The sequence below is a fragment of the Streptomyces olivaceus genome, from assembly GCF_000721235.1.
GTDB lineage: Bacteria > Actinomycetota > Actinomycetes > Streptomycetales > Streptomycetaceae > Streptomyces > Streptomyces olivaceus.
Genome location: NZ_JOFH01000049.1, coordinates 22,091 through 44,458 on the forward strand (window position 1 = coordinate 22,091; position 22,368 = coordinate 44,458).

General features: G+C 72.1%; 24 protein-coding genes and 1 tRNA gene. 10 read left to right on the forward strand and 15 right to left on the reverse strand.

Going from position 1 to position 22,368, the window contains the following annotated elements; genetic code table 11:
• Positions 1-31: 31 nt before the first annotated feature.
• The 3 genes from IG94_RS0134540 to IG94_RS0134550 all read right to left on the reverse strand — a co-directional run bounded on the left by IG94_RS0134540 (position 32) and on the right by IG94_RS0134550 (position 2,636).
• Entirely contained in the window at positions 32-256 is a 225-nt protein-coding gene (locus IG94_RS0134540; RefSeq protein ID WP_031046769.1) for an FmdB family zinc ribbon protein, read from the reverse strand.
• 74 nt (positions 257-330) lie between these two features.
• On the reverse strand, positions 331-1,794 hold the full coding sequence (locus IG94_RS0134545; protein WP_031046772.1) for a hypothetical protein: 1,464 nt from the start codon (positions 1,792-1,794) through the stop codon (positions 331-333).
• A 71-nt stretch (positions 1,795-1,865) separates the two neighbouring features.
• A complete protein-coding gene (locus IG94_RS0134550; protein WP_031046775.1) occupies positions 1,866-2,636 on the reverse strand; it encodes a DUF4097 family beta strand repeat-containing protein in 771 nt (256 codons plus the stop codon).
• A gap of 312 nt (positions 2,637-2,948) precedes the next feature.
• Between IG94_RS0134550 and IG94_RS0134555 the strand changes: the two genes are divergently transcribed.
• Positions 2,949-3,023 (forward strand) — tRNA-Val (locus IG94_RS0134555).
• Positions 3,024-3,091: 68 nt separating this feature from the next.
• Here IG94_RS0134555 and IG94_RS0134560 read toward each other — a convergent pair.
• Complete coding sequence (locus tag IG94_RS0134560; RefSeq protein WP_031046777.1) at positions 3,092-3,445, reverse strand: hypothetical protein; 354 nt, start codon at positions 3,443-3,445, stop codon at positions 3,092-3,094.
• Between the two features lie 197 nt (positions 3,446-3,642).
• On the opposite strand from IG94_RS0134560, the gene IG94_RS0134565 reads away from it, so the two are divergent.
• Positions 3,643-3,882, forward strand: coding sequence for a DUF2277 domain-containing protein (locus IG94_RS0134565; RefSeq protein ID WP_031046780.1), 240 nt, complete (start codon positions 3,643-3,645; stop codon positions 3,880-3,882).
• A gap of 70 nt (positions 3,883-3,952) precedes the next feature.
• Here the strand turns inward: IG94_RS0134565 and IG94_RS0134570 are convergent, their stop codons facing one another.
• From IG94_RS0134570 to IG94_RS0134585, 4 genes are all read right to left on the reverse strand, one after another.
• Positions 3,953-4,591: a DedA family protein gene (locus IG94_RS0134570; RefSeq protein ID WP_031046784.1), complete on the reverse strand. Its 639-nt coding sequence runs from the start codon at positions 4,589-4,591 to the stop codon at positions 3,953-3,955.
• Between the two features lie 347 nt (positions 4,592-4,938).
• Complete coding sequence (locus tag IG94_RS0134575) at positions 4,939-5,394, reverse strand: DoxX family protein (RefSeq protein ID WP_031046787.1); 456 nt, start codon at positions 5,392-5,394, stop codon at positions 4,939-4,941.
• A gap of 377 nt (positions 5,395-5,771) precedes the next feature.
• Positions 5,772-6,167: a PPOX class F420-dependent oxidoreductase gene (locus tag IG94_RS0134580; protein WP_031046789.1), complete on the reverse strand. Its 396-nt coding sequence runs from the start codon at positions 6,165-6,167 to the stop codon at positions 5,772-5,774.
• Positions 6,151-6,813 carry a TetR/AcrR family transcriptional regulator gene (locus tag IG94_RS0134585; protein ID WP_063763430.1) on the reverse strand — a complete coding sequence of 221 codons (663 nt, stop codon included), beginning with the start codon at positions 6,811-6,813 and terminating at the stop codon, positions 6,151-6,153. The genes IG94_RS0134580 and IG94_RS0134585 overlap by 17 nt, the downstream gene beginning before the upstream one ends.
• A 104-nt stretch (positions 6,814-6,917) precedes the next feature.
• Here IG94_RS0134585 and IG94_RS0134590 point away from each other — a divergent pair, with 104 nt between their 5' ends.
• Positions 6,918-8,081, forward strand: coding sequence for an epoxide hydrolase family protein (locus tag IG94_RS0134590; protein ID WP_031046795.1), 1,164 nt, complete (start codon positions 6,918-6,920; stop codon positions 8,079-8,081).
• A gap of 377 nt (positions 8,082-8,458) precedes the next feature.
• Here the strand turns inward: IG94_RS0134590 and IG94_RS0134595 are convergent, their stop codons facing one another.
• Together IG94_RS0134595 and IG94_RS0134600 are read right to left on the reverse strand one after the other, a co-directional pair.
• Positions 8,459-10,093: an alkaline phosphatase D family protein gene (locus tag IG94_RS0134595; RefSeq protein WP_031046796.1), complete on the reverse strand. Its 1,635-nt coding sequence runs from the start codon at positions 10,091-10,093 to the stop codon at positions 8,459-8,461.
• A 91-nt stretch (positions 10,094-10,184) separates the two neighbouring features.
• Entirely contained in the window at positions 10,185-10,829 is a 645-nt protein-coding gene (locus IG94_RS0134600) for an HNH endonuclease family protein (protein WP_031046798.1), read from the reverse strand.
• 455 nt (positions 10,830-11,284) lie between these two features.
• Between IG94_RS0134600 and IG94_RS0134605 the strand changes: the two genes are divergently transcribed.
• Complete coding sequence (locus IG94_RS0134605; protein WP_031046799.1) at positions 11,285-11,866, forward strand: TMEM165/GDT1 family protein; 582 nt, start codon at positions 11,285-11,287, stop codon at positions 11,864-11,866.
• 209 nt (positions 11,867-12,075) lie between these two features.
• Complete coding sequence (locus IG94_RS0134610) at positions 12,076-12,741, forward strand: HAD family hydrolase (protein WP_031046800.1); 666 nt, start codon at positions 12,076-12,078, stop codon at positions 12,739-12,741.
• 93 nt (positions 12,742-12,834) lie between these two features.
• On the opposite strand, the gene IG94_RS0134615 is transcribed toward IG94_RS0134610, so the two are convergent.
• Together IG94_RS0134615 and IG94_RS0134620 are read right to left on the reverse strand one after the other, a co-directional pair.
• Positions 12,835-14,043: a peptidoglycan-binding domain-containing protein gene (locus tag IG94_RS0134615; RefSeq protein WP_031046801.1), complete on the reverse strand. Its 1,209-nt coding sequence runs from the start codon at positions 14,041-14,043 to the stop codon at positions 12,835-12,837.
• 122 nt (positions 14,044-14,165) lie between these two features.
• Positions 14,166-14,702 (reverse strand): GNAT family N-acetyltransferase, encoded by a 537-nt coding sequence (locus IG94_RS0134620; RefSeq protein ID WP_078892540.1) that lies wholly within the window; start codon positions 14,700-14,702, stop codon positions 14,166-14,168.
• Positions 14,703-14,866: 164 nt separating this feature from the next.
• Between IG94_RS0134620 and IG94_RS0134625 the strand changes: the two genes are divergently transcribed.
• Both IG94_RS0134625 and IG94_RS0134630 read left to right on the forward strand, forming a co-directional pair.
• Complete coding sequence (locus IG94_RS0134625; RefSeq protein WP_031046807.1) at positions 14,867-15,628, forward strand: hypothetical protein; 762 nt, start codon at positions 14,867-14,869, stop codon at positions 15,626-15,628.
• Between the two features lie 5 nt (positions 15,629-15,633).
• Entirely contained in the window at positions 15,634-16,146 is a 513-nt protein-coding gene (locus tag IG94_RS0134630) for a hypothetical protein (RefSeq protein WP_031046810.1), read from the forward strand.
• 10 nt (positions 16,147-16,156) lie between these two features.
• On the opposite strand, the gene IG94_RS0134635 is transcribed toward IG94_RS0134630, so the two are convergent.
• The gene (locus IG94_RS0134635) at positions 16,157-16,564 is read right to left on the reverse strand and encodes a DnaJ family domain-containing protein (protein ID WP_031046812.1); all 408 of its coding nucleotides are present in this window, start codon (positions 16,562-16,564) and stop codon (positions 16,157-16,159) included.
• A 102-nt stretch (positions 16,565-16,666) separates the two neighbouring features.
• Between IG94_RS0134635 and IG94_RS0134640 the strand changes: the two genes are divergently transcribed.
• Positions 16,667-17,059: an FHA domain-containing protein gene (locus tag IG94_RS0134640; RefSeq protein WP_031046815.1), complete on the forward strand. Its 393-nt coding sequence runs from the start codon at positions 16,667-16,669 to the stop codon at positions 17,057-17,059.
• A gap of 494 nt (positions 17,060-17,553) precedes the next feature.
• Here the strand turns inward: IG94_RS0134640 and IG94_RS0134645 are convergent, their stop codons facing one another.
• Positions 17,554-18,204, reverse strand: coding sequence for a TetR/AcrR family transcriptional regulator (locus IG94_RS0134645; RefSeq protein ID WP_052411008.1), 651 nt, complete (start codon positions 18,202-18,204; stop codon positions 17,554-17,556).
• A gap of 126 nt (positions 18,205-18,330) precedes the next feature.
• On the opposite strand from IG94_RS0134645, the gene IG94_RS0134650 reads away from it, so the two are divergent.
• Both IG94_RS0134650 and IG94_RS0134655 read left to right on the forward strand, forming a co-directional pair.
• Positions 18,331-19,293 (forward strand): zinc-dependent alcohol dehydrogenase family protein, encoded by a 963-nt coding sequence (locus IG94_RS0134650; RefSeq protein ID WP_031046820.1) that lies wholly within the window; start codon positions 18,331-18,333, stop codon positions 19,291-19,293.
• A 163-nt stretch (positions 19,294-19,456) separates the two neighbouring features.
• The gene (locus IG94_RS0134655; protein WP_031046824.1) at positions 19,457-20,263 is read left to right on the forward strand and encodes a DsbA family oxidoreductase; all 807 of its coding nucleotides are present in this window, start codon (positions 19,457-19,459) and stop codon (positions 20,261-20,263) included.
• 270 nt (positions 20,264-20,533) lie between these two features.
• On the opposite strand, the gene proP is transcribed toward IG94_RS0134655, so the two are convergent.
• Positions 20,534-21,904, reverse strand: coding sequence for a glycine betaine/L-proline transporter ProP (gene proP, locus IG94_RS0134660; protein WP_031046827.1), 1,371 nt, complete (start codon positions 21,902-21,904; stop codon positions 20,534-20,536).
• Positions 21,905-22,368: the final 464 nt, after the last annotated feature.

A 22,368-nucleotide genomic window follows, 5' to 3' on the forward strand; every position in this document is an offset into this window, starting at 1 on the left:
GGCCCGGCGGGCTCGTCGGGCCCGGGGCGGCTCAGCCGCAGCAGCCGCCTCCGCAGCAGCCGCCACCGCCACCGCCACCCGGTGACGGGGCCGGTGCGGAGGCGGAGGCCGAGCCGCCGACCGCGACCGTCGACAGCAGCTTCACCGTGTCGTCGTGGCCCGCCGGGCAGGCGGCGGGGGCGGCGGACTCGGCCATGGGACGGCTCAGTTCGAAGGTGTCGCCGCAGCTGCGGCAGCGGTACTCGTAGCGAGGCATGCGCACAGGTTAGCCGCCACGGGCGGCGGGCGGTCAGCCCTTCGCCCCGAGGTCCGACACCCGTCGGCGGCCGGTCAGTTGCCCGCGCCGCGTTCCTCGCGGATGTGGGACACGACCTCCGCCACCGTCTGCCGGACCGCTTCCGTCTCCGTCAGGAAGTGCCAGTAGTCGGGGTGCCGGCCCTCCAGCGTGGCGATCGCCCGCTCCAGCCGGGCCACGGCCTCGTCGAGCGGGCGCGCGTGCCGGGGATCGGGGGTGCTGCGTCCGGCCATGGCCAGGCGCTGGGCGTCGCGGACCGCGAAACGGGTGCGCTCGATCTCCTGCTGCGGGTCCTTCTGCACGGCGTTGAGCTGCCGCAGCCGGTCGCCGGCCGCCGAGACGGCCTCGTCGGTCGAGTTCAGCAGCGCGCGCACCGTCGAGAGCAGGGCGGTGGCGTCGGGCCAGCGCTGTTCGTCGCGGGCGGTCTGCGCCTCGGCCAGTTTCCGCTCGGCCTGCCGGACGGACTCGGCGGCCTGGGCCGGCACCTGCTGGAGGTCCTGCCAGCAGGCGGCGGTGAACCGGCGGCGCAGCTCGCTCAGGACCGGGTCGACCTGGCCGGTGCGGGTGGTCAGGGCCTGGGCGCGGGTGCGCAGGGAGGTCAGCCGGTGGCCGATCTCGGCGGCGCGTTCGGGCAGCCGCTCGGCTTCGGCGCGGACCGCCTCGGCCTCGCGGGTGACCCGTTCGGCCCGCTCCAGGGTCTGCGGGACGCCGTGCCGGCCCGCGCCCTCGTTGAGCCGGGTCAGCTCCGGGCCGAGGGCGGCGAGGCGGGAGGCGAGGTCGTCCGCCCGGAGCCCGGATCCGCGCGCCGCGTCCAGGGCGTTGGTGGCGGCGAGCAGGGCCTGCCGGGCGCGTTCGACGGCGGGTGCCAGGCGGGCCAGCTGGGTCTCGGCCTTGCCGAGCAGGGGTCCGAGCCCCTCGGCGAAGCGGTCCAGCTCCCGCTTGACCCGGCCCAGCTCGTCCTTGGCCGCGGTCAGTTCGGTCCGGGCGCGGGCGGCGGCCGACGCCTCCAGGTCGTCCCGGTCCAGGTCGTGGGCGTCGACGGCGCCGATGTACTGGTGGCTGGCCTCGTCGATGCGCCGGCCGAAGGTCTCGAAGTCGGTGACCGCGCGCCGGGCGGCGGGGGAGGAGTCCACCGCCGCGATCGTCTCTATCGAGATCCGCAGGTCCCGCTGGGCGGTGTCCAGCTCGTAGAACGCCGCCGCCGCGTCGTCCTTCGCGGCCTGCGCCTCGGCCCGCTGGCTCTCGGCCCGCCCGCCGAACCAGCGCCGGGTGCCGCCTCCGGCGAAGGCCGCGGGCAGCGCGAGCACGGCGAGCAGCGGCAGGCCCACCAGGACGAGCGTGTCACGCACCGCTGTCGTACGTCCTGCCGTCGCACGCCCTGCGGCGGCACGTCCCACCGTGTCGCGTTCCGCTCGGGGCGGGCGGCTCCGGCGGCGGTGCGGCGGGCGCGCGGCGCGCGGCACCATCGGCGAGTGCGGCTGCGATGGTGTCGCCGTCACATCACTCTCCCGTGTCGTCCGTCCTGCCCGGGTCCATTCTCCCACCCGTTGGGAACGAACACACGGGCCGGTCAGTTCGCGGTTCGGACCGTGACTTCGCCGTCCTTGGTCCGGGCGTTCACCACGTGGGCGCTGGTCTCGTCCTGCGGCACGGACACGTCGACCCCGCCGTCCTCGGTCTCCGCCGACACCTTGTACGTGGCCCGGGGCACGGTGATCGACACGGAGCCGTCACCGCTGCGGGACTCCACCAGGTCGGGCACCGCCCCCAGCTCCAGGCGGACCGAGCCGTCCTCGGTGTGCGTCTTCACCCGGCGCGAGGAGACCTCGGCCCGCACGTAGCCGTCACCGGTGCGCAGCTCCAGCGGCCCGGAGGAGTCGGTGACGTGCACGGAGCCGTCGTCGGTACGGATGTCCAGGGCGTCCTCGAACCCGCTCGCCCGTACGCTGCCGTCGCCGTCCCTCACCTTGACGGCGACGCCCCGCGGCACCTCCACGCGGTGCTTGGCCGCGCAGTCGGCGATCACGCCGGAGCAGCGCATCCGCAGCTCCAGCCGGTCGCCGTCCATCTTCCAGGTGATCTCGGGGTCAGAGCCGATCGCGACCGACCCGGAGAACCACCGGGTGACCTCGACCTTCCCGGCCGCCTGGTCGTCGGAGGCGACGATCTCCAGCGGGGAGTCGTCGGAGTCCACGGTGAGCGTGCTGCCCTTCAGGTCGAACGACCGGTGCTCGGGGTCCTTGTCGTCCGACGCGGAGGCGCAGGCGCTGAGCCCCGCGACGAGGACGACGACGGCACCGGCGGCGGCGAGCGCACGGGCGGGAACGGTACGGGCGGGCATGGATGTCTCCCCCTGGGACGGACGACGAGGTGCCGCGCGCGGGGCCTTCCGGATTGCCGGACGGGCCGTGCCGACGAGGCTCTACGACCGTACGGAGCACGGCACCGCAGCGGGATCCGGACCACTACCGGATCGGGGGTGGGGTTAACCCCCGAGCCGGGTCCCGCTCCGGGTCCGCCGGGTCCGGTCGCGGGCCCGCCGGGTCCGAGCCGTCCGTGCCATGCCCGAGCCGGGTCCGGCCGGGCCGACGGCAGCGCCGCCGACGCGCTTGCCGGGCAGTGCTCGGGGCCATGTAGGCTGTCGACTCGTCCTGGGCGCGTAGCTCAGGGGTAGAGCGCCTGCCTTACAAGCAGGATGTCGGCGGTTCGAAACCGTCCGCGCCCACCAGGACCGGCGCCGCAGCCGTCGGTGCACAGGCCCCCGGAATGCTCCCGGGGGCCTTTCGCGTGCTCCCGTCAGGCGTCGTCCCCGTCCGGGGGCCGAGGCGCCTCGTGGGTGCGCTTGAGCGCCGACCGGGCCTGCACCTGGTCGGCGCCGGTCGTCTCCGACCAGTAGCGATGGGTGCTGACGAACACGGCCAGCTCGCGCTCGCGCTGCCGGAGCTTCTCGACCTCGGCCTGCTCGTCCTCCGACCAGCCGGGGGAGGCGGGGCGTTCGACCTTGCGCCAGCCGTTGTCGTCGCTGAATCCGTCCAGGGGCTCGACGGACCAGGGAAGTCTCTTCAACAGGGCCGCCAGCTCGGCCCGGACCTGATGCAGTTCCTCCTGACCGGCGAGGAGGTCACTGGGGAAGTCATAGGTCGTTGCCACCCCTCAATGATACTCCTGTTCGATTTTGAGGCGCGCGTTCCCTTCGGGGATTCACGCGAACGGATGGCCTCCGCGCGTTGTCGTACCCCTGCCCTACCGTGAAACAAAGGGGCGGTGTGGACGACCGGACCGGGGCCGGACCGGGGCCCGACCGGACCGGCGGAAGCCGTGCCGCTGACGAGGGGAGAGACGACGCCATGTGCCGCAGCATCAAGACACTGCGCCCGCCCGCGCTGCCGGAAGAGGCCACCGAGGACGAGATGAGGGCAGCCGCCCTCCAGTACGTGCGCAAGGTGTCCGGATTCCGCGCACCCGCCGCGCACAACGAGGAAGTGTTCGAACAGGCGGTGGAGGCCGTCACCCGGGCCACCGCCGAGCTGCTGGCCGGCCTGGAGATACGGGGAGGCGCGGGCGGCACACGGCGAGCGGCGTCCTGACGCCGCGGCGTGGTCGCCGCCCGGCCGGGGGAGTCTGTCCGGCCGGGGAAGCCCGCCCGCCGTCCGGCCGCTACGCGGCTTCCGACGCCCGGGGCTGGCGGCGCACCAGGAACGCCGCGCCCGCCCCGGCGCCGAACAGCGCCGCCAGGGACACCCCCGCCGCCAGCCATGTCGCGCCGAGCCACTGGCCGCCGAAGTAGCCGAGGGCGACGCTGTACGCGGCCCAGGCCAGGCCGGCGAGGGCCGACCAGGGGAGGAAGTCGCGGATCCGGCGGTGCGCCGCGCCCGCGACCAGGGAGACGATCGAGCGGCCGGCCGGGGCGAAGCGGGCGAGCACCACCAGGGCGCCGCCGCCTCGCGCGAGGGCCCCGCCAAGACGTTCCTGCGCCGTGGTCAGCCGGCGGGAACGGGCGATCGCGCGGTCCAGACGCGGCCCGCCGCGCCAGGCGAGCCGGAAGACGGCCAGGTCGCCGAGGACGGAGGCGGTCGTCGCGCACAGGGTCAGGATCAGGATGTCCGGCACGTTCTCAGGGACCCGCCCGGCGGCCGCGGCGCCCGATCCGGCGGCCGCGGCCGTGGCGGCGGTGATCACCAGGACGCCGCTCGGCAGTACCGGCAGGAAGATGTCGAGGAGCACCGAGACGGCCACCAGCGCATAGATCCATGGGCTGCTGACCAGCGCTCCGACGCTTCCCAGACTCTCGACCACCACAACTCCCCGTTACGTCCCCCGTGGGCCGGACCGTGCCGCGCGACGCGGGGACGGCAGGGCGGCCTATGACAGCCATACAGCGTACGCGTGGGCTGTGACAGAGGAGCATAGGGGCTCGGGTGTCCGTTCGTCGCACACGGCGGCGGTGCCTCCCCTAGGGCCTGTCGTCACATTCCCGTCTGCCCGGCGACGCCATGCACGCACTCTCGCCGCACCGGGCGCCGACCACGTACAACCAGTACGCCGGTCGACGCCCCCTGACGCCGCCGGGCCCGCCCTTCGGGCGGACGACGGGAATGTGACGACAGGCCCTACGGGCGAGGCATCGCCGCCGTGTGGTCGGGTCAGGCCGCGACCGGCGTCTGCTGCTCCGCGGCGGAGGGCTCGTCCTCGGACGCGCGCCGGGCGAGGAGCCGGTCCAGGCCGAACGCGCCGGATCCGGTGAAGGCGAGGAGCAGGAAGGCCCAGCAGAACATGGCCGCCGCCTCGCCGCCGTTCTCCAGCGGCCACAGGGCGCCCGGCTGGTGCATCTTGAAGTACGCGAAGGCCATGGAGCCCGAGCAGACGACGGCCGCCGCGCGGGTGCCGAGGCCCAGCAGGACGAAGCCGCCGCCGACGAGCTGGATCACGGCCGCGTACCAGCCCGGCCAGGTGCCCGCGTCGAGCGTGCCGCCGGTGCCCGGCGCGCCGCCGAGCACGCCGAAGAGGGAAGCGGCGCCGTGGCAGACGAAGAGCAGGCTGACGACTATGCGGAACAGGCCGAGGGCGTAGGGCTGGGCGCTGTCGAGGCGTCCGGACATGTGGGGGTGCTCCTTCGGTCGACCGGCCGAGCGGGGCCGGTGGGGACGGAACCGAGTGGGCTGCTCACGTTAGGTGCGCCTAACGAGTGCTTGCAAGTTCAACATTTGGTCAGAGTGTGACGTGCTGTCACCTGTGCTGTGCTGGGCCCGTTGCAGATGGGAGCGCTCCCATGGACTCGGCGCGGGCTACCGGAGTGACTCATTTCATACCCCCGTCGAGGCCCGCCGCATAAGCCTCTTTCCGGCCGGGGTGCCCGGCGGACCGCACCCGCTGCCCGCGGGCCGCACCCGCCGGGCCCGGCATGCTGCCGTAGGGCCCTCGCCGGGGTCCCGTGAAGCGCCGACTGGCCGGCGCATGCAGACGTCCTGCTGGAGTACTAGGCGCGTGGGGTGTGCACTCGGTCGGCGGTGACGGTCAGCAGGACGCGCTGCTGCGCTCCGCCGGCGAAACCCGGGTAGGGGCGTCCCAGGTACTTGTGCGACAGCGCGTCGATGTGTTCATCGGCTCCTTGCGTGGTGGTGGAGGTGACGCGCCCACGGACTCCCCAGTACCGCGCGGGCGCGTCCGGGTCCGCGACAGCGACAGCGACGCGCGCATCGCGTTCGACGTTGCTCGTCTTCTGGTGCGTGAGAACCGTGTTGATGAGGATGTTCTCCCCGTCGGTGTCGACCCAGGTCTGGGTGATCTGGGGCGAGCCGTCCGGCATGAGGGTGGTCAGGAAGCACAGGGCGGGTGTGCGCAGGATGTCGACCAGTTCAGGGGGCAGGGACATGGGGAGTCTGCTCTCCGTTCGGTGATGCCGGGGCGTTGTCGGGATGTGCGTCGGCTTGTTCGCCCTCGCACGGGTGGGACGGTTCGGCATGGCGGAGCCCGGCGAGCGACACGGCCAGTGCGCGTCGCCATCGGGTGGGGTCGTGCTGCCGGGAGGCGTCCATCACCGCCCCCACCATGAGGTGGATGGTCTCCAGGTCGCGGGGGGTCACGTGGCTCGGCAGTCGACCTGCGCCGACCGCGCGTTCGATGAGTTGCGCGGCGAGTTCCGCGATCCTGGCGCACCCCTGGGCCAGCCGGTCGGTTCCCTGTTGGGCGCCGCGCAGCAGTTCGCTCAGAGCGCGATTGCCCGCTTCGAGCTCGAATTGCCGCTCCATGAACCAGGTGAGGCCGGTCCACGGATCGTCGGCCCGGAGTGCCTGGTGGGCCAGGGTGACCACGGCCTCGATGTGCTCGGCGAACAGGGTGTCCACCAAGTCCTGTCGCTGGGGGAAGCGCCGGTACAGCGTGCCCATGCCGCTACCGGCCGCGCGGGCGATCACTTCGTACGGCACTCCGAGTCCGTCGCGGGCCATCAGCTCTCGCGCCGCCTCCAGCAGACGCTGCCGATTGCGCTCGGCGTCACGGCGCAGGGGACGTTCGGTCATGCGCTGAACCTAGCGAAGTTGAGGGTGTCTTCTCAAGTTGAAAAATGTCTCCACTTCGCGGGTAAGGTGCACCACCGCACCACGTCCCGACAAGGAGATCCGTAATGCCCCAGCCTGCGGCCATCGAGCCGTTCCCCGTCTCGGTCGATCAGCAGGACCTCGACCGGCTCGCCCGCCGACTGGCCGACACCCGGTGGCCGGACCGGGAAACCGGTGCGGACCAGGGCCCTCGGCTGGACCGGATCCGCGCACTGTGCGACCACTGGGCCCGCGACTACGACTGGCGGCGCTGCGAGGACGAGATCAACGGCATCGGGTCGTACCGTACTGTCCTGGACGGGATCGATGTCCACTTTCTGCACGCTCGCTCGCCCGAGCCCTCGGCGCTTCCCCTGCTGCTGTGCCACGGCTGGCCCGGGTCCGTCCTCGAGTTCCGTCACATGGTCGGTCCGTTGACGGACCCTCTCGCGCACGGCGGCCGGGCCGAGGACGCGTTCCACGTCGTCATCCCCTCGATGCCGGGCTTCGGCTTCTCCGGCAAGCCGGACACCACCGGCTGGGGAGTCGCCCGCGTCGCCGACGCCTGGATCCAGCTCATGGACCGCCTCGGCCACCGCACATGGGTCGCACAGGGCGGCGACTGGGGATCCGCCGTCGTCGAGGCGATCAGCCGCAAGGCCCCCAAGGGCTTCCTCGGCATGCACGTCAACCTGCCCCTGGTCTTCCCCACCGCCGACGAGATCGAAGCGGCGACACCCGAAGAACAGCGCATGCTGGCCAGGACGCAGCGCTACGAGAACGTCCTGTCCGGCTACGCGAAGGAGCAGGCCACCCGGCCGCAGTCCATCGGCTATTCTCTCGCGGACTCCCCCGCCGGACTTGCCGCCTGGATCTACACCCTCTTCGAGGATGTCACCGACAGCGACGGCGACCCCGAGACGGTCGTCCCGCGCGACGAGATCCTGGATGACATCATGCTGTACTGGTTGCCGAACGCGGGCGCCTCCTCCGTGCGCCTCTACTGGGAGGCGCGGCAGGAGCCGGGCGGCACCGCTGAGCCGAATCCCGTCCCGGCCGGGTTCAGTGTCTTCCCCGGCGAGGCCGTCCAAGCCTCGCGACGCTGGATCGAGCGTCGCTACCCCAACCTCCTGCACTACGGTCGGCTCGATCGCGGAGGGCACTTCGCCGCCCTCGAACAGCCCGCCGCTCTCACCGAGGAGATCCGCACCACCTTCCGGACCGTGCGTCCCGGGGGACCTGCGACCTGAACAGGCAAGAAGGCGCCGGACCCGCAGCGCACCACCCCTCCCATCGACCCTGCCGCCAGTCGTTGCAGGCAGGGGACGGGCCTCATGGGCACCCGGCACGAGGAGGCGGCCGACGCGGGGCAGACACCTTCCGCATCGACCACACCCTCGCGCATCCACGTCGACCGCGCCCGGGCCGGGCGAACGGACACGGCCGTCGCACAGGCTCACAGGCGGGAGGCGGCCTCGGCGGCGCGGGCAGCGGCGCCACCCGAAGCGGTGGGGCATGGCGGTGCCGTGCCCGAGGCCGGATCAGGGCCCGCTTCCAGGGGCCAGGGCCCGGTGCGGCGAGAGTGCGTGCATGGCGTCGCGAGGTGAACAGGAGTTGACGCCAGGCTCTAGGCCAGCTCCCGGTCCGCCGTCACCCGCAGCGCGGTGGTCCCGTCGCGTTCGGTGCGGGCCTGTTCCAGGCGCAGCCGGGCCGAGCGTCCCCGCAGGGTCAGCGTCATGATCTGGTTGCCGAACCAGGGGCCGCCGCTCCTGCGCCAGCGGACCGCCGGCGGCGTGCACCGGCCGTGCCGGGCGATGCGCCGTCCCAGGGCGCGTGCCGGTGCGCTCCAGCCGAAGCGGAACCCGAGGCGTATCGACAGCGGCACGGAGTTGTGGACGGGGGAGCAGGTCAGCTGGGCGACCTTGGCGTCGGGCGTGCGGTCGGGCCAGGACGGCTCGGCCACGTAGGCGTGGTGCACGTCGCCCGAGAGCACGCTCACCGTCGCGGGCGCCCCCGGCCCGGTGCCCGCCTCGGCGATCAGGTCGCCCAGGGCGTCGAAGGACGACGGGAAGGCCGCCCAGTGCTCCAGGTCCGCTGCGCGCCGGATCCGCTCCCCGCGCCGCGCCCAGCGCTCACCGCGTACGCCGCCGCACATGGCGGCGTTCCACGCCTCCATGTCGTGCACCAAGTGCGGCAGCAGCCAGGGCAGGGAGGTGCCGATCAGCAGGTGGTCGTACGACTCCCGGTCGTCCAGGACCTGTTCGCGCAGCCAGGCGGCCTCGCCCTGGTCGAGCATCGCGCGCCGGTCCTCCTCCAGGACGCGCGCCGCGCGGGAGTCCACCATCACCAGCCGGGTCCGGCCGAAGTCGCGCCGGTAGCTCCAGCGGACGGAGTCCCGGTCGGCATCGGCGCGCTCGGCGAAGGCGCGCAGGGCGTCGGTGCCGTCGTCGGACTCGCACACCGACTTGTAGAGCGGGTCGGCGGCCAGCTCGTCCGGGGAGAGGTTGCCGAGCTGCTGGTACACCCAGTACGACATCAGCCCGCTCTGCAGCCGTTCCTGCCACCAGTCGGTGGCCCGCATGTCGGCGAGCCAGGCGGCGGAGGTGTTCCAGTCGTCTATGACGTCGTGGTCGTCGAAGATCATGCAGCTGGGCACCGTGGACAGCAGCCAGCGCACCTCGGGGTCGAGCCAGGACTCGTAGTAGAGGCGGGTGTACTCCTCGTAGTCCGCGACCTGGTCGCCGGGCGGCTCGCTCAGGTCGCGGCGGCCGGCCAGCCACTGGCGCGTGGCGTCGGAGGTCTCGTCGGCGTACACCTGGTCGCCGAGCAGGAGCAGCACGTCGGGTCGCGCGCCGCGGGGGTCGGCGGCGACGCGGCCGGCGAGGGTGTCCAGCGCGTCCGGGCCGACCTTGTCCTTGCCGCCGGAGGGCGGCGCGGCCCAGCGGCAGGAGCCGAAGGCGACGCGCAGGCCGTCCTGGTCGGTCGGCGTGGCGATCACGGAGGGCGGGAAGCGCGAGTCCGGCGGCGGCCACACCGGGGCGTCGTCGAGGAGCACCTCGTACTCCGTCGCCGTGCCGGGTGTCAGGTCGCCCACCGGGACGAGGGCGTAGTGGTGCCCCGCGACCTGGAAGGTGCGGGTCGTGCCGCGGGCGCCGTCGGCGCAGCGCACCTCGGCGGTGCAGGGCCCGTCGGTCTCCACCCAGACGGTCGCGCACGAGCCGTCGGTGTACCTCAGCAGTGGCCCCAGGCGCAGTCCGGCCATGGTGATCATCCTCTCCTCCGTCGCCCCGTACGGTACGGAACGACGGAGGCCGATGGGGAGGATCCGCGTCGAACAGCCGGTGGAGGTCGCGTCAGCAGTCCGCGAGATAGCCCTGCAGGGCCGACTTCTCGGCGGAGTCCACCGAGAGGTCGTAGTAGTGCTTCACCTGCACCCAGGCGCGGACGTACGTGCAACGGTAGGCGCTGCGCGAGGGCATCCAGGTGGCGGGGTCCTGGTCGCCCTTGGACTGGTTGACGTTGTCGGTGACCGCGAGGAGCTGGGGCCGGGTCAGGTCGTTGGCGAAGGACTGCCGGCGCGAGGTGGTCCAGGAGTCCGCGCCGGAGTCCCAGGCCTCGGCGAGCGGGACGACGTGGTCGATGTCGACGTCGGAGGCGGCGGACCAGGTGGCGCCGTCGTAGGGGGAGTACCAGCTGCCGCTGGTGGCGGCGCAGGAGGAGTCGGTGACGACGTCCGTGCCGTCGCGCTTGAGGATCGTCTCGCGGGTGTTGCAGGAGCCCGACTGCGTGATCCAGTGCGGGAAGAGGTCGCGGTCGTAGCCGGTGCGGTCCTCGGTGGCCACGGTGAGCGAGGACAGGTAGGTGCGGGCGGTGGCGGCGCTGACCGGGGTGGGGAGGGCGGCGGAGGCGGCCGGGCCGTTGAGGAGCCCGGCGGAGGCTATGAGCCCGGTGAACGCGGCGAGGAAACCGAGCCGTCGACGCGCGTAGAACTTCGGCATGCGAACTCCCTTGGGGTGTGGGGGCGTTGGGGTGCGGGCAGGGGAATGCTCGCGACGCCGCATGGCGCACAGGTGTGCGGTCGGTAAGAAGTTAGTGACGTGTGCATGGCACGTCTAGGGGTCCGGCGGGACCGCGGTGCGGCCGGAGGCTGCCGAGGGGCGGGATTTCCGGGCTCCCGGGGAGTGCGCGCGGGTCGCGTACCATGGAGGGCGCAGAAGGGGAGTAGCTCTTCGCCGGACCGTCGACATACTGCTCAGCTCGTCTGAGCCGGCGCCCGGAGGCAGGCCTCGTTCACGGGGCAGGCCAGCGAGACCTTCGGCAAGCAGTGCACGCCCGTGCCGTACGGCAGGGGCGGATCAGTGTGCTGCCGTGCCGAGGTGTCGCGCGAAGCGGAGATCGTGGAATCCACGAGATCAGCACTCTCGGTGGGGCAGCCCCGACCGATTGAGGAACCTTGATCAGCCTGACCGTGACGGCGCTCGTCTTCGGTGTCGTCTTCCTCGCCGAACTGCCCGACAAGACCGCGCTCGCGGGTCTCGTCCTCGGCACCCGCTACCGCGCCTCGTACGTCTTCGCGGGCGTGGCCGCCGCCTTCCTGCTGCACGTCGTGCTCGCCGTCGCGGCCGGCAGCGTCCTGACCCTGCTGCCGCAGCAGATCGTGCAGGCCGTGACCGGTGTGCTGTTCCTGGGCGGCGCCGCCGTGCTGCTGCTGAAGAAGGACGACGACGAGGAGGAGGTCCGCAAGCCGGCGGACCAGTCCTTCTGGAAGGTCTCCGGGGCGGGTTTCATGCTCATCCTGGTCGCCGAGTTCGGTGACCTCACGCAGATCATGACCGCCAACCTCGCGGCCCGCTACGACGATCCGCTCTCCGTCGGCCTCGGTGCGGTGCTCGCGCTCTGGGCGGTGGCCGGACTCGGCATCGTCGGCGGAAAGGCCCTGATGAAGCGGGTGCCGCTGCGGCTGATCACCAAGATTGCGGCGCTGCTCATGCTGGGTCTCGGCGTGTGGAGCCTGGGAGAGGCGATCGTCGGCTGACCGCCCGTCGGTACCGGGTGAGGGCGGGCGAGCGGGCTGAACGGCGTGTGAACGTCCGGCGGGCCGGTGGCGCGCTGCCCCCTCTGTTTTGTACCGTGGATGAACAAAGTGGCTCCCGCCCGTTTCCCTGACCGGCGGGCGGGGCCACCTTGTTTTCCTTCCGCGTTTCCTTTCCGCGCCGTTTCGTTCCCGCGTCCTGGAGTCTGCCGATGACGGCCACCGCCACCACCGCTCTGCCCGCCCGCGCCCTGCTGCTCGACATGGATGGCACCCTCGTCAACTCGGACGCCGCCGTCGAGCGCGTCTGGCGGCGCTGGGCCGACCGGCAGGGGCTGGACGGCGACGAGATCATGAAGGTCGTCCACGGGCGGCAGGGGTACGCCTCCATGGCGCTGCTGCTGCCGGACCGGCCCATGGAGCAGAACTACGCGGACAACGCCCGCATGCTCGCCGAGGAGACCGCCGACACCGAGGGCGTCGTCGAGATCCCCGGCGCGGCCGCCTTCCTCGCCTCGCTGCACGGCCTGCCGCACGCCCTGGTGACCTCGGCCGACGTGGCCCTGTCCACCGCGCGGATGGCCGCGGCCGGGCTCGCGCTGCCGGACGTCCGGGTCACCGCCGAGTCGGTCGGCGCCAGCAAGCCCGACCCCGAGGGCTTCCTCAAGGGCGCCGCCGAACTGGGCATCGCCCCTGCCGACTGCGTCGCCTTCGAGGACTCCGGCGCCGGGATCCAGGCCGCGCGCGCCGCGGGCATGCGGGTCGTCGGAGTGGGGCCGCGGGCCGGCTTCCACGGGCCGGACGTGGTCGTCGAGGACCTGACCCGGGTCCGGGTCGAGGCCCTCGGGGACGGCACGCTGCGCCTGCACATCGGCTGACGTCTCCGGCAGGTGCCGACCGCCAGGTGCCGGAGGGCCGGGCGCAGGGGCTGGGCGCCGGGAGGGCCGGGTGCCGGGAGGGTCGGGTGCCGGCTACAGGTCCCCTGTCTCCGACTCCAGCCGCTGGCGGGTCTCCCGTCCGTAGACGCCGCTCTCGTCCGAGTGGATGCCGCGCCACCACTGGAAGGTGCGGACCGATTCCTCGACCCGGCGGTCGTACCGGCCGTCGTGGTCACCGGCGTAGACGCCCGCCTTGGCCAGGCGCTGCTGGAGCTCGGCGACCTCGGGGCCCTGGTCGCCGCGGCGCAGTTCCGGGCCGGCATAGAAGTCGGGACCGTCGTCGCCGGACTCCTGCGAGGCCTGTTCGGTCGGCGTGGGCGAGGCGGTCGGCGACGGCTCGGCCGACCGGGACGGTGCGGACGAGGTGCTCGGCGCCGATGCCGACGGGGACGGCGACTCCGGAGCACCCGCACCGGCGGAGGCGGACACCGAGGGGCCGGGGGACCCGGAGGCGGACGGCGGGGCGGAGGGCTCGCTCGGCTCCGCGTCCGGCGTGGCCTGGGTGGACGACGGGTCGGGCACCCCGGCCCGCACCTCGTCCGGCGCCGCCCCGTCCCGGGACGGGGTCTCGTAGGAGAAGAGCCCGCTCGCGAAGCCGGCCGCCCCCAATACGACCGCCACCGTCCCGGCGGCACTCAGCAGGACGCCCTTGCGCCGCCTGCGCGGCTTCCTGGCGCCGCCGGTCCCGCCGTCGCTCCCGCCGCCGGTCTCGTCCGTACGGGCGGTCACGGCCGGGAGGGGCGCGGTGGCGGAGGTCTCGAACAGGCGCAGGTCGCGCGCGTTGGGCGAACCGGCGGAGGGGGCGAGGGGCGTCGGCAGCGAGGGCTCGGACCCGGTACCGGACTCGGGACCGGGGTCGGCCTTGGCTGCTGCGGCGCCGGGTGGCGCGCCCGCGTCGACGGCGCGCAGGGTCATGGTGGCGTCGGCGTCGGCATTGGCGCCGGGTGCTTCGGTGGCGGGCGCTGGTGCGTCCGGCGCGGCCTCCGCGGGCCCCGGAGTCCCCGGCGCTCCCGGCGGCCCTTGCGGTCCCTCGGTGCCGTCCAGTTCGACGTACGGGCGTATCCGCAGCGGGTTGAAGTCCTCCGCCGCTGCCGCCTGGGCCGTGCGCGCGTCCCGCAGGGCCGCGGACGCCCGGGTTCCGCAGGCGCAGGACGGCGTGTGGTCCGCCGCTCTGGGCGTGCCGCACTCCGGGCACGGGGCCCCCGCGGGCCGCTGCTGCGACGGTTCTTTCTGCTGCTCCACGTTTCGTCCCCTCCCCCCGAGCCCCTCGCGACTCCCCTCGCGACCTTCAGAGATTATGCAGATCTTCTCCACACTTCCGCGCACACGCCCCCGGAATCCGGACTTCCGCGAGGCTGGAACGGTCAAATCCGGTCTGAGTTCCCTTGGTTGACCCCATCGGCCGACGGGTTCGTGAGTCTCTTCGTGAACCAGTGCTCGGAGTACGGGTCTTCCTTGTACGCCTCGGTCTCGGTGTATCCGAGGCGCGCGTAGAGAGCGCGGGCCTCCACGAGGTCGCCGCGCGTGTCGAGAACCACGCGCGCCGCCCCGAGCGCCCGCGCCGCGTCCTCGGCGGCCCGCACGAGCAGCGCCGCGCCGCCCCGGCCCCGTGCCTGCTTGTGCAGGAACACCCGGGTCAGTTCGGCGGTGGTGGCGTCCAGGACCCGTACGCCCGCGGTGCCCACCGCCTCACCGGCGTACCGCGCGACCAGGAGAACGCCGCGGGGCGGTACGAGTTCGGCGCCGGACTGCGCGGCGATCTCCCGCTCCAGCTCGCCGGGTTCGGTGTCCCGTCCTTCGTGCAGCTGGTACCAGCGGTCGCTGACCTCCGTGTAGTACGCGCGCCAAAGGGCGGCGGCGACGGGGGAGTCGTACGGTTCCGGGGCAACGGTCCAGTCCATGACCGGCATTGTCGGGAGGGCGCCCGTGCGGGGCGCAAGCGTGTTTTCCCGCCCCGGGAGGCCGGGCGGAGGCCGGCGGCCGTTTGAGGGGGCACTGCCGGGCAACACGAACGGCGAACCGGCCCGTTCCGAGGGCCGGTCGGGACGAAACCCGGAAGGCACTCATGTCCACAGGCGTGATCATCGTTCTGATCGTGATCGTGGCGGCCGTGCTCGTCGTCGCGGCCGTCCTTGCCCTGCGCGCACGGGGCCCACAGCACGGCGGGAGCCTGAAGCGCCGCTTCGGCCCGGAGTACGACCGGGCCGTCGTCCGGCACGACGGCGACACCAAGGCCGCCGAGCGCGAACTCTCCGAGCGGGTGCGGCGGCACGGGTCGCTGCACACACGGCCGCTGGAGCCCGCCGAGCGCGAGCGCTTCGAGGCCCGCTGGACCGCGGCCCAGGAGCACTTCGTCGACTCCCCGCGCGAGGCGGTCGGCGAGGCGGACCGCCTGCTCGCCGAGCTGGCCGGCGCCCGGGGCTATCCGGACGGCGCGCAGTACGAGGAGCAGCTCGCGGCGCTGTCCGTACACCACGCCCACCACGTCGACGGCTACCGGCGCGTGCACCGCGTGACGCACGCGCAGGCGCAGACGCACACGGCAGGCGCGGGCAGCGGCGGCGCGGGGACGGCCGCCGCGTCGGACACGGAGGAGCTGCGTGAGGCCCTGGTCGCGGCCCGCGCGCTGTTCGAGCAGCTGGTGCGTCCGGGCCGCCACGACGACGGCAGGCCGGGGACCGGTGCGCGCGTCGCCCCCGCCCCCGCAGCCGCGTCCGGTCCGGCATCCGCGCCCGGGTCCACCCCCGCGTCCACCCCCGCTTCCGAGCCTGCCGCTCGTGCGCCGCACGGGTGGTCGCTCGGCAAGCGCCGGCCGAAGGAGAGCTGAGGAGCATGCCCGACGTGACACGCGAACCCGGCACCGCGACGGAACCCATCCCCGTGACCGAACCCGTCCCCGCAGCCGAACCCGCCCCCGCGGCGGAGCCCGCCCCCACGACCGAACCCGCCCTCGACACCGAACCCGACCGTGCGCCCGAACCCCCGCCTGTGCCCGAGTCCGCCCCCGCGGTCGCCCCCGGCACCGCGACCGGCCCCGGCACCGCCTCCGGGCCGCTCCTCCCGCGCGAGGAGTCCGACGAACTGGGGCGGCGTCTGCACCACGCGGTGACCGGGTTCGTCGACGCGCCGCGGGCCTCCGTCGAGGAGGCCGACCGCGTCCTGGAGGAGATCGCCGCGCGCCTCACCGACGCCGTGGCACAGCGCCGACGCGACCTGCGCACCTCCTGGCAGGGCACCGGCGAGCGCACCGGCGAGGAGGCCGCCGCCCTCGGCGCGGACACCGAACAACTCCGCCTGGCCCTGCGGGACTACCGCGAGCTGGCGGACCGCCTGGCGCACGCCTGACCGGTCGGCGCTACCGCCCCGCCCGGCGCTCCCGCCACTGCCGTACGACCTCTTCGACGTTGTAGGGCTTCTTGCCCAGCGGGGGGCCGGGCGGCGGCTTGAACATGACCTCGCGGATCTTGGCGTTGACCTCCTCGACGATCCGGCGGACCATCCGCTCCGACGGTGCGTCGAGGGCCGCCTCCAGGGCGTCCTCCGCCTCCTTGCGCAGGGCCAGGGTGGGCGGCAGTACGGAGAACCCCTCGCGGGCCATCTTGCGCCTGACCCACCACAGTTCGTCGTAGGTGCTGTCCAACTCACCGGGCAGCGGCTTGCCCGCGCCGGGCAACTCGGCGAACTCGCCGCGCGCGTCCGCGTCTCGGATCTGCTTGTCGACCCAGGACTCGAAGTCGACGCCGGGTGGCTTTCGCTCGGTCATGCACCCAGTGTGCCGGACACCGCACCACCGGTCGATCTATCATGCGGCGGCGACGTCTCAGGTCCCCGTCGGGTCCCCGTCCGGTCCCAGCAAGGAGCACACGTGCTTGAACTCACCATGGCCACCGTCACCGCGGCGGACGAGGGCGCCACAGCCGGCATGCAGATGGCCGACGCGCCCAGCGAGCCGGACGCGGTGCTGCGGGTGGGCCGGGACAAGTCCGTGTGCAGGCTGTCGACGCCGGACGACTGGCTGTTCGTCTCCCGGGTCCACCTGGAGTTCCACTGCGGCCCCGACGGCGCGTGGCGGCTGAGCTGGCTGCGCGGCTCCCAGGCGGACCCCTCCTCCGAGGTCCGGCTGACCGTCGGCGAGCACATGCAGACCCTGCCGTACGGGGGCACCGTGACGCTGCCGAGGGGCGGCAGCGGCGAGGTCGTCGTCCGGGACCGCGTGGAACCGCGCAGCGTCAACGTCGGCTTCTACCACGAGGTGTAGGTGCGGGAGGGGCATGGGTGCCCTCCTCGGTCAGGCCGGGACGCGGCGAGTGGTGCGTCCCGCATGTTGTCAGGGTCGCTTGCCACACTTCCCGGCACCTCCCGGGTCGGGCTGTCCTCAGCTTCCACTGTTCTTCGTCAGGTGTGCGGCAGTCCCGCCCAAGGTTCGATCCTCTTCGTGGGCACGAGGCCGTCTGGTCGGGTCGCAGACGGCAGGACAGTCGGAGGCGGCCTTGGCCGAGGCGTCGTCCGCCTCGTCGACGCGACGTTCGGGCTGGGCATGATGCTGCCGGCTTCGCAGGTGTGGACGCCGGCCGCCCGTGAGACGCATCCCTTTCACCTGGTTGCCCAGACCGTCGGCGACCACGCTGACTGGCTGCGGGCCGGCGGGCAGGACGCGCTCGCGGGACCGGACGATGTGCCGGGCGTTGCAGCGGTCGGCCTGAATCCTCGTTTATGTGGGCCGGCCATCCGGAGCCGTGACGGGGAGAGATCTCAGCACGTTCGCCCATCGCTTTCCGATTCGGCGAAAGCCCGGGCGAGGTACACAGTGGGAGGCAGTGGCCTGTTGTGGGGGCAGTTCGTGATTGCCTGGATCACGAAGGCAGCGAAGCGTCGAGAGGCTGCTACTTGCGCCGTGGCGGGTACCATTTGGATACCCTTGTTGGCCAGGAGCAAGATAATGAGATCGTCCGGTTCGAAGTCGGGGCGCAGGTTTCCGGACTCCTTTGCCCGGACGGCCAAGTCGGCGATGGCCCTGAGTATGCGGGCACGGCTGGTGGTCACGGTCATGGCTCGGGGATAGACCGACAGGAAGGCTTCGGTAAAGCCTCGGTCGCGTGCGTGCAGTTCACAGATTTCCTCGATGACCCGACACAGGCCGTGCCATGAATCGGGGTCGGCGGTTGCCCGGTCGATGATGTCTTGACAGGCGTGAAGTTGGTCAGCGAAGGCTGCGGTGACCAACGATTCCTTGGTAGGGAAATGCCGGTAGAGGGTGGCTGGTCCGACGCCGGCGCGTCGGGCGATCTCCCGCGTCGGAATCGTCAAGCCTTCCTTCGAGAACAGTTCCCGGGCAGCTTCGAGGAGCCGATCACGGTTGTCCCGCGCGTCCGAGCGCAGAGAGTGAGAGAAATTCCGCGTCATGCTCTTACTTTAAACCAACCGGACGGTGGCGTCCGCTACTTTCGAGTCAGGTCATATCTCGTATGCGCGATGTGCAGTGGACAAGGTGCGTACGCGAAAATTCGAGCATGTGGAGGTTAATGCCCAATGAAGGCCGTAGCGATCGGGACCTATGGAGATCCCGAAGGGCTCACTTTGGTAGATCTGCCGACGCCCAGCCCGCCCGAAGGTGAGATTCTGATCGCTGTCGAGGCGGTGGGGGTCGCCGGCATGGATGCCCAGATTCGCAGTGGGGCGCTGGCCGATTACGGCTTCGAGGAGGGGTTCGTCCCTGGAAGTGAGGTAGCGGGCACGGTAACAGCCGTCGGTAAGGGGCGCGACGATTCCTGGATCGGTCGCCGGGTGTGGGCTTTCACTGGCCTGGGGGGTGGCTACGTGGAGCAGGCGTGCGTACCGCTGGAACAGGTAGTGCCTCTGCCTCCGGAACTGTCACCGGTCGAATCGGTCACCATCGGCAGCTCCGGAAGCGTCGCCCACTTCGCCTTGGTGCACGCCCATCTCGCCCGGGGAGAGGCGGTGTTGATACGCGGGGCCGCGGGCAGTATCGGTGTCATGGCCGTGCAACTGGCCACACGCGAGGGCGCTTCCGCGGTGGCGGTGACCACGTCGTCGACCGAACGCGGAGACCGCCTGCGGCAACTGGGCGCAACGCACGTACTCGATCGCTCCGGGGCCGGTCGCGCCGATGCTCCGGCGGGTTACTGCGTGATCTTCGACGTTGTGGCGGGCGACGAACTGCCGGTGTTTCTGGACCGGCTCAATCCCAGAGGGCGCATGGTCACTGTCGGCGCCGTTGGAGGCCAGCCGCCCGTGGACTTCGGACGCGTGCTGATGGCGCAGTTCCAGAGGTCGACGTCGTTCGCCACCTTCAGCGCAGCATCGGTAGGCGCAGCGGATCTGCAGGCCGTACGCCGTGACCAGTTCGCCGCCGTGGCCCGCGGTGAACTCACCGCCGTGGTGCACGAGGTGCTTCCGCTGGACCAAGCCGTCCTGGCACACCAGAAGATGGACGCTGGCGAGGTCTTCGGCCGGATCGTGCTGGCGCCCTGACCGTCGCATTCGCCCTGCGACTCCGACCAGGGTCGGCCGGTGTCGGTGCGCTCGTGGTCGAGCGATCCTCATGGGCGCTGAGCGCGGATGCGTCGCCGCTTCGATCACCCTGCCCAGTCACTCTCTGCGATTCCCCAGTTCCGAATCGGAAGGAAACCATCCCATGTCCGTATCGGCATCTCTCTCGGCTCCGCTGCGCATCGATGTATGGCTGGATTTCTGCTGCCCTGCCTGCTACCTCGCTGAACCGCGCTTGGAGGAAGCCGTGGAGGCCGAGGGCGGTGCCACACGAATCGCCGTCGTGCGGCACTCCTACGAGCTGCTCCCCGACGTCGATGACACCGTCGTCGACGCCTTCGGGTACATACTGCACAAGTTCGGTGGGAACCAGGCGCAAGCCGAACAGCAGGAGCAGCGTATGGCCGACCTCGCTCGCGCCCAGGGAAGGGACTACCTGCCGCACCGGCCGAGCGCCAACTCCTTCGACGCGCACCGCTTCCTGCATCTGGCCCGTGCGCACGGCAAGGCCGACTCCTTCTTCGCGCAAGTGCAGCAGGATCTGTTCGCCAAGGCGACCAACATCTACGACACCGCCTACCTCATTCAGGCCGCCACCCGACTGGGAATCCCCTCCGAAGAAATCCATGAGACAGCTACAACAGACGCCTACGCCGAAGCGGTACGTGCCGACCGGGGTATGGCTCGCGAAGCCGGTGCCACCGGGGTTCCGTATGCCGTCTTCGGCAACCGACTCGCCGTCCCCGGCGTCGTGACCGTGGAAGACTACCGAAACGCCATCCAACAGGCTCGACGAGACAGCGAGGGAGAGCACACGAACTCCCCGTCCCAGCCGTTCACTGTCCTTGACGTCCCCCATGACGCCTTCTGCGACCCCGACACTGGCGTGTGCGCCGTGCGGCTTCCCGCGACGAAACCGTCGTCGGGAGAGTCGGCAACGGCACGGCAGTGACAAGCGGGGTACGGCACGCAGCATGGTGAGACGAGCGCTCTGCCGGCCGGATTCGCGGGGCTGGTCGCCAACGGCCGGCCACTCCGAGGTGAGTTCGGTGGGCCCGTGCTCTCTCGGGTCCGGGACGGGCGGGGGCCGAGCGTCCCGGACCCGGCGGGGTGTTGCTGCGACCACCCGAGCGCCCCGGCGGCACTGCTGCCCGCAGTTGGGGCGGTGCGACCGGCCCGTGGCCGGGGCGGCATGACTGCCCGCGGTGGCGGGGCGGGGCAGCTACCGCGACGGGGGTGAGCCGGGAAGGGGGCGGCCCGCGGATTCGGTCATGTACCAGACCGCCGCGCCGCCCACGACCGCCGCGGCCATCATGTAGTACGCGGGCATCATCATGTTCCCCGTCGCCCCGATCAGCGCCGTCACCACCAGCGGCGTCGTCCCGCCGAAGAGGGACACGGAGACGTTGAAGCCGATCGACAGGGAGCCGTACCGCACCCGGGTCGGGAACAGGGCCGGCAGCGCGGACGGCATCGACGCCGTGAAGCAGACCAGGAGCAGGCCCAGCGCCGCCAGGCCCAGCCCCACGGCCACCAGGCTGCCCTGGCGGATCAGCAGCAGCGCCGGGACGGACAGGAGCAGGAAGCCCGCGCAGCCCGCCGCGATCACCGGCCGCCGTCCGACCCGGTCGGTCAGCGCGCCCGCGAACGGCTGGACGACCATCATCAGCGCCATCACGGCCAGCACCACGAGCAGCCCGTGCGTCTCGTCGTACTCCAGCTCGCTCGTCAGGTAACTCGGCATGTACGACAGCAGCATGTAGTCGGTGACGTTGAAGACCAGCACCAGGCCGACGCAGAGCAGCAGCGCCCGCCACTGCCCCGTGACCATCTCCCGCAGCGGCACCTTCGGCCGGGCCGTCTCCGCCTTCTCCAGCTCCGCCGCGAAGGCCGGGGTCTCCTCCAGCCGCATCCGCAGGTACAGGCCGATGACGCCCATCGGCCCCGCGATCAGGAACGGGATGCGCCAGCCCCAGGACATCAGGTCGCCGTCCGACAGCAGCGCCGTCATCAGGGTCACGAGCCCCGCGCCGCCGATGTACCCGGCGAGCGTGCCGAACTCCAGCCAGCTCCCGAGGAACCCGCGGCGCTTGTCCGGGGCGTACTCGGCGATGAACGTGGACGCGCCCGCGTACTCGCCGCCGGTCGAGAAGCCCTGCACCAGCCGGGCGACCAGCAGCAGCACGGGTGCCCACACGCCGATCGTCGCGTAGGACGGGATCAGGCCGATGGCGAAGGTGCCGGCCGCCATCATGATCATCGTGAGGGCGAGGACCTTCTGCCGTCCCACCCGGTCGCCCAGCGGCCCGAAGACCACGCCGCCCAGCGGCCGGACCAGGAACGCCGCCGCGAAGGCGCCGAAGGTGGAGAGCAGCTGCGCCGTCGGACTGCCCGACGGGAAGAAGACCTTGCCCAGCGTCACGGCGATGTAGCTGTAGACGCCGAAGTCGAACCACTCCATCGCGTTGCCGAGCGCCGCCGCCTTGACGGCGCGCCTGACGAGGGCGGGATCGGTGGCGGTGGGACGTGCGGACCCGTGGTGGGCGGAGGGGTGGTCGGAGGAGTGGTGGGCGGCGACGGTAGCGGCCGACAAAACTTCGCTCGCCTGCTTTCGACGGGGACGGGGACGGGGGTGCCCGGACCCGCACGGCGGCGCTGTCGCCGGGCCGGAAGAAGCCCGCGGCGCGCAGCGCATGGAGCGTGCTCGGTCACGGGCGGAAAAGCGACCATAGGCGTTGATGCTCCGTTTACGCCCGGTATGCTTTTCGTTGCACACTGCATCAAAATGCCGTGCACGCAGCGGACATCCGCGCGCCGCGCGGTGTTCTCGATGACGTGACCTGTGATCCTTCTCGCTCCCGCGGGAGGCGGTCGCGGCACCTCCGCACTATCGTCGTTCGGACAAAACGCGGGCGGCACTCAGGTTGAGCGGGGGTTGCCTGCGTCTCCTCCCGGGGGTGGTGCGAGCCTCATAGGGTTCGCGGAAGCAGGTACGCGGCAGCGCCGGAGCAGTACGGCAGCACACTGCGTGCACGGCGCGGCACGTACGGTATGTAC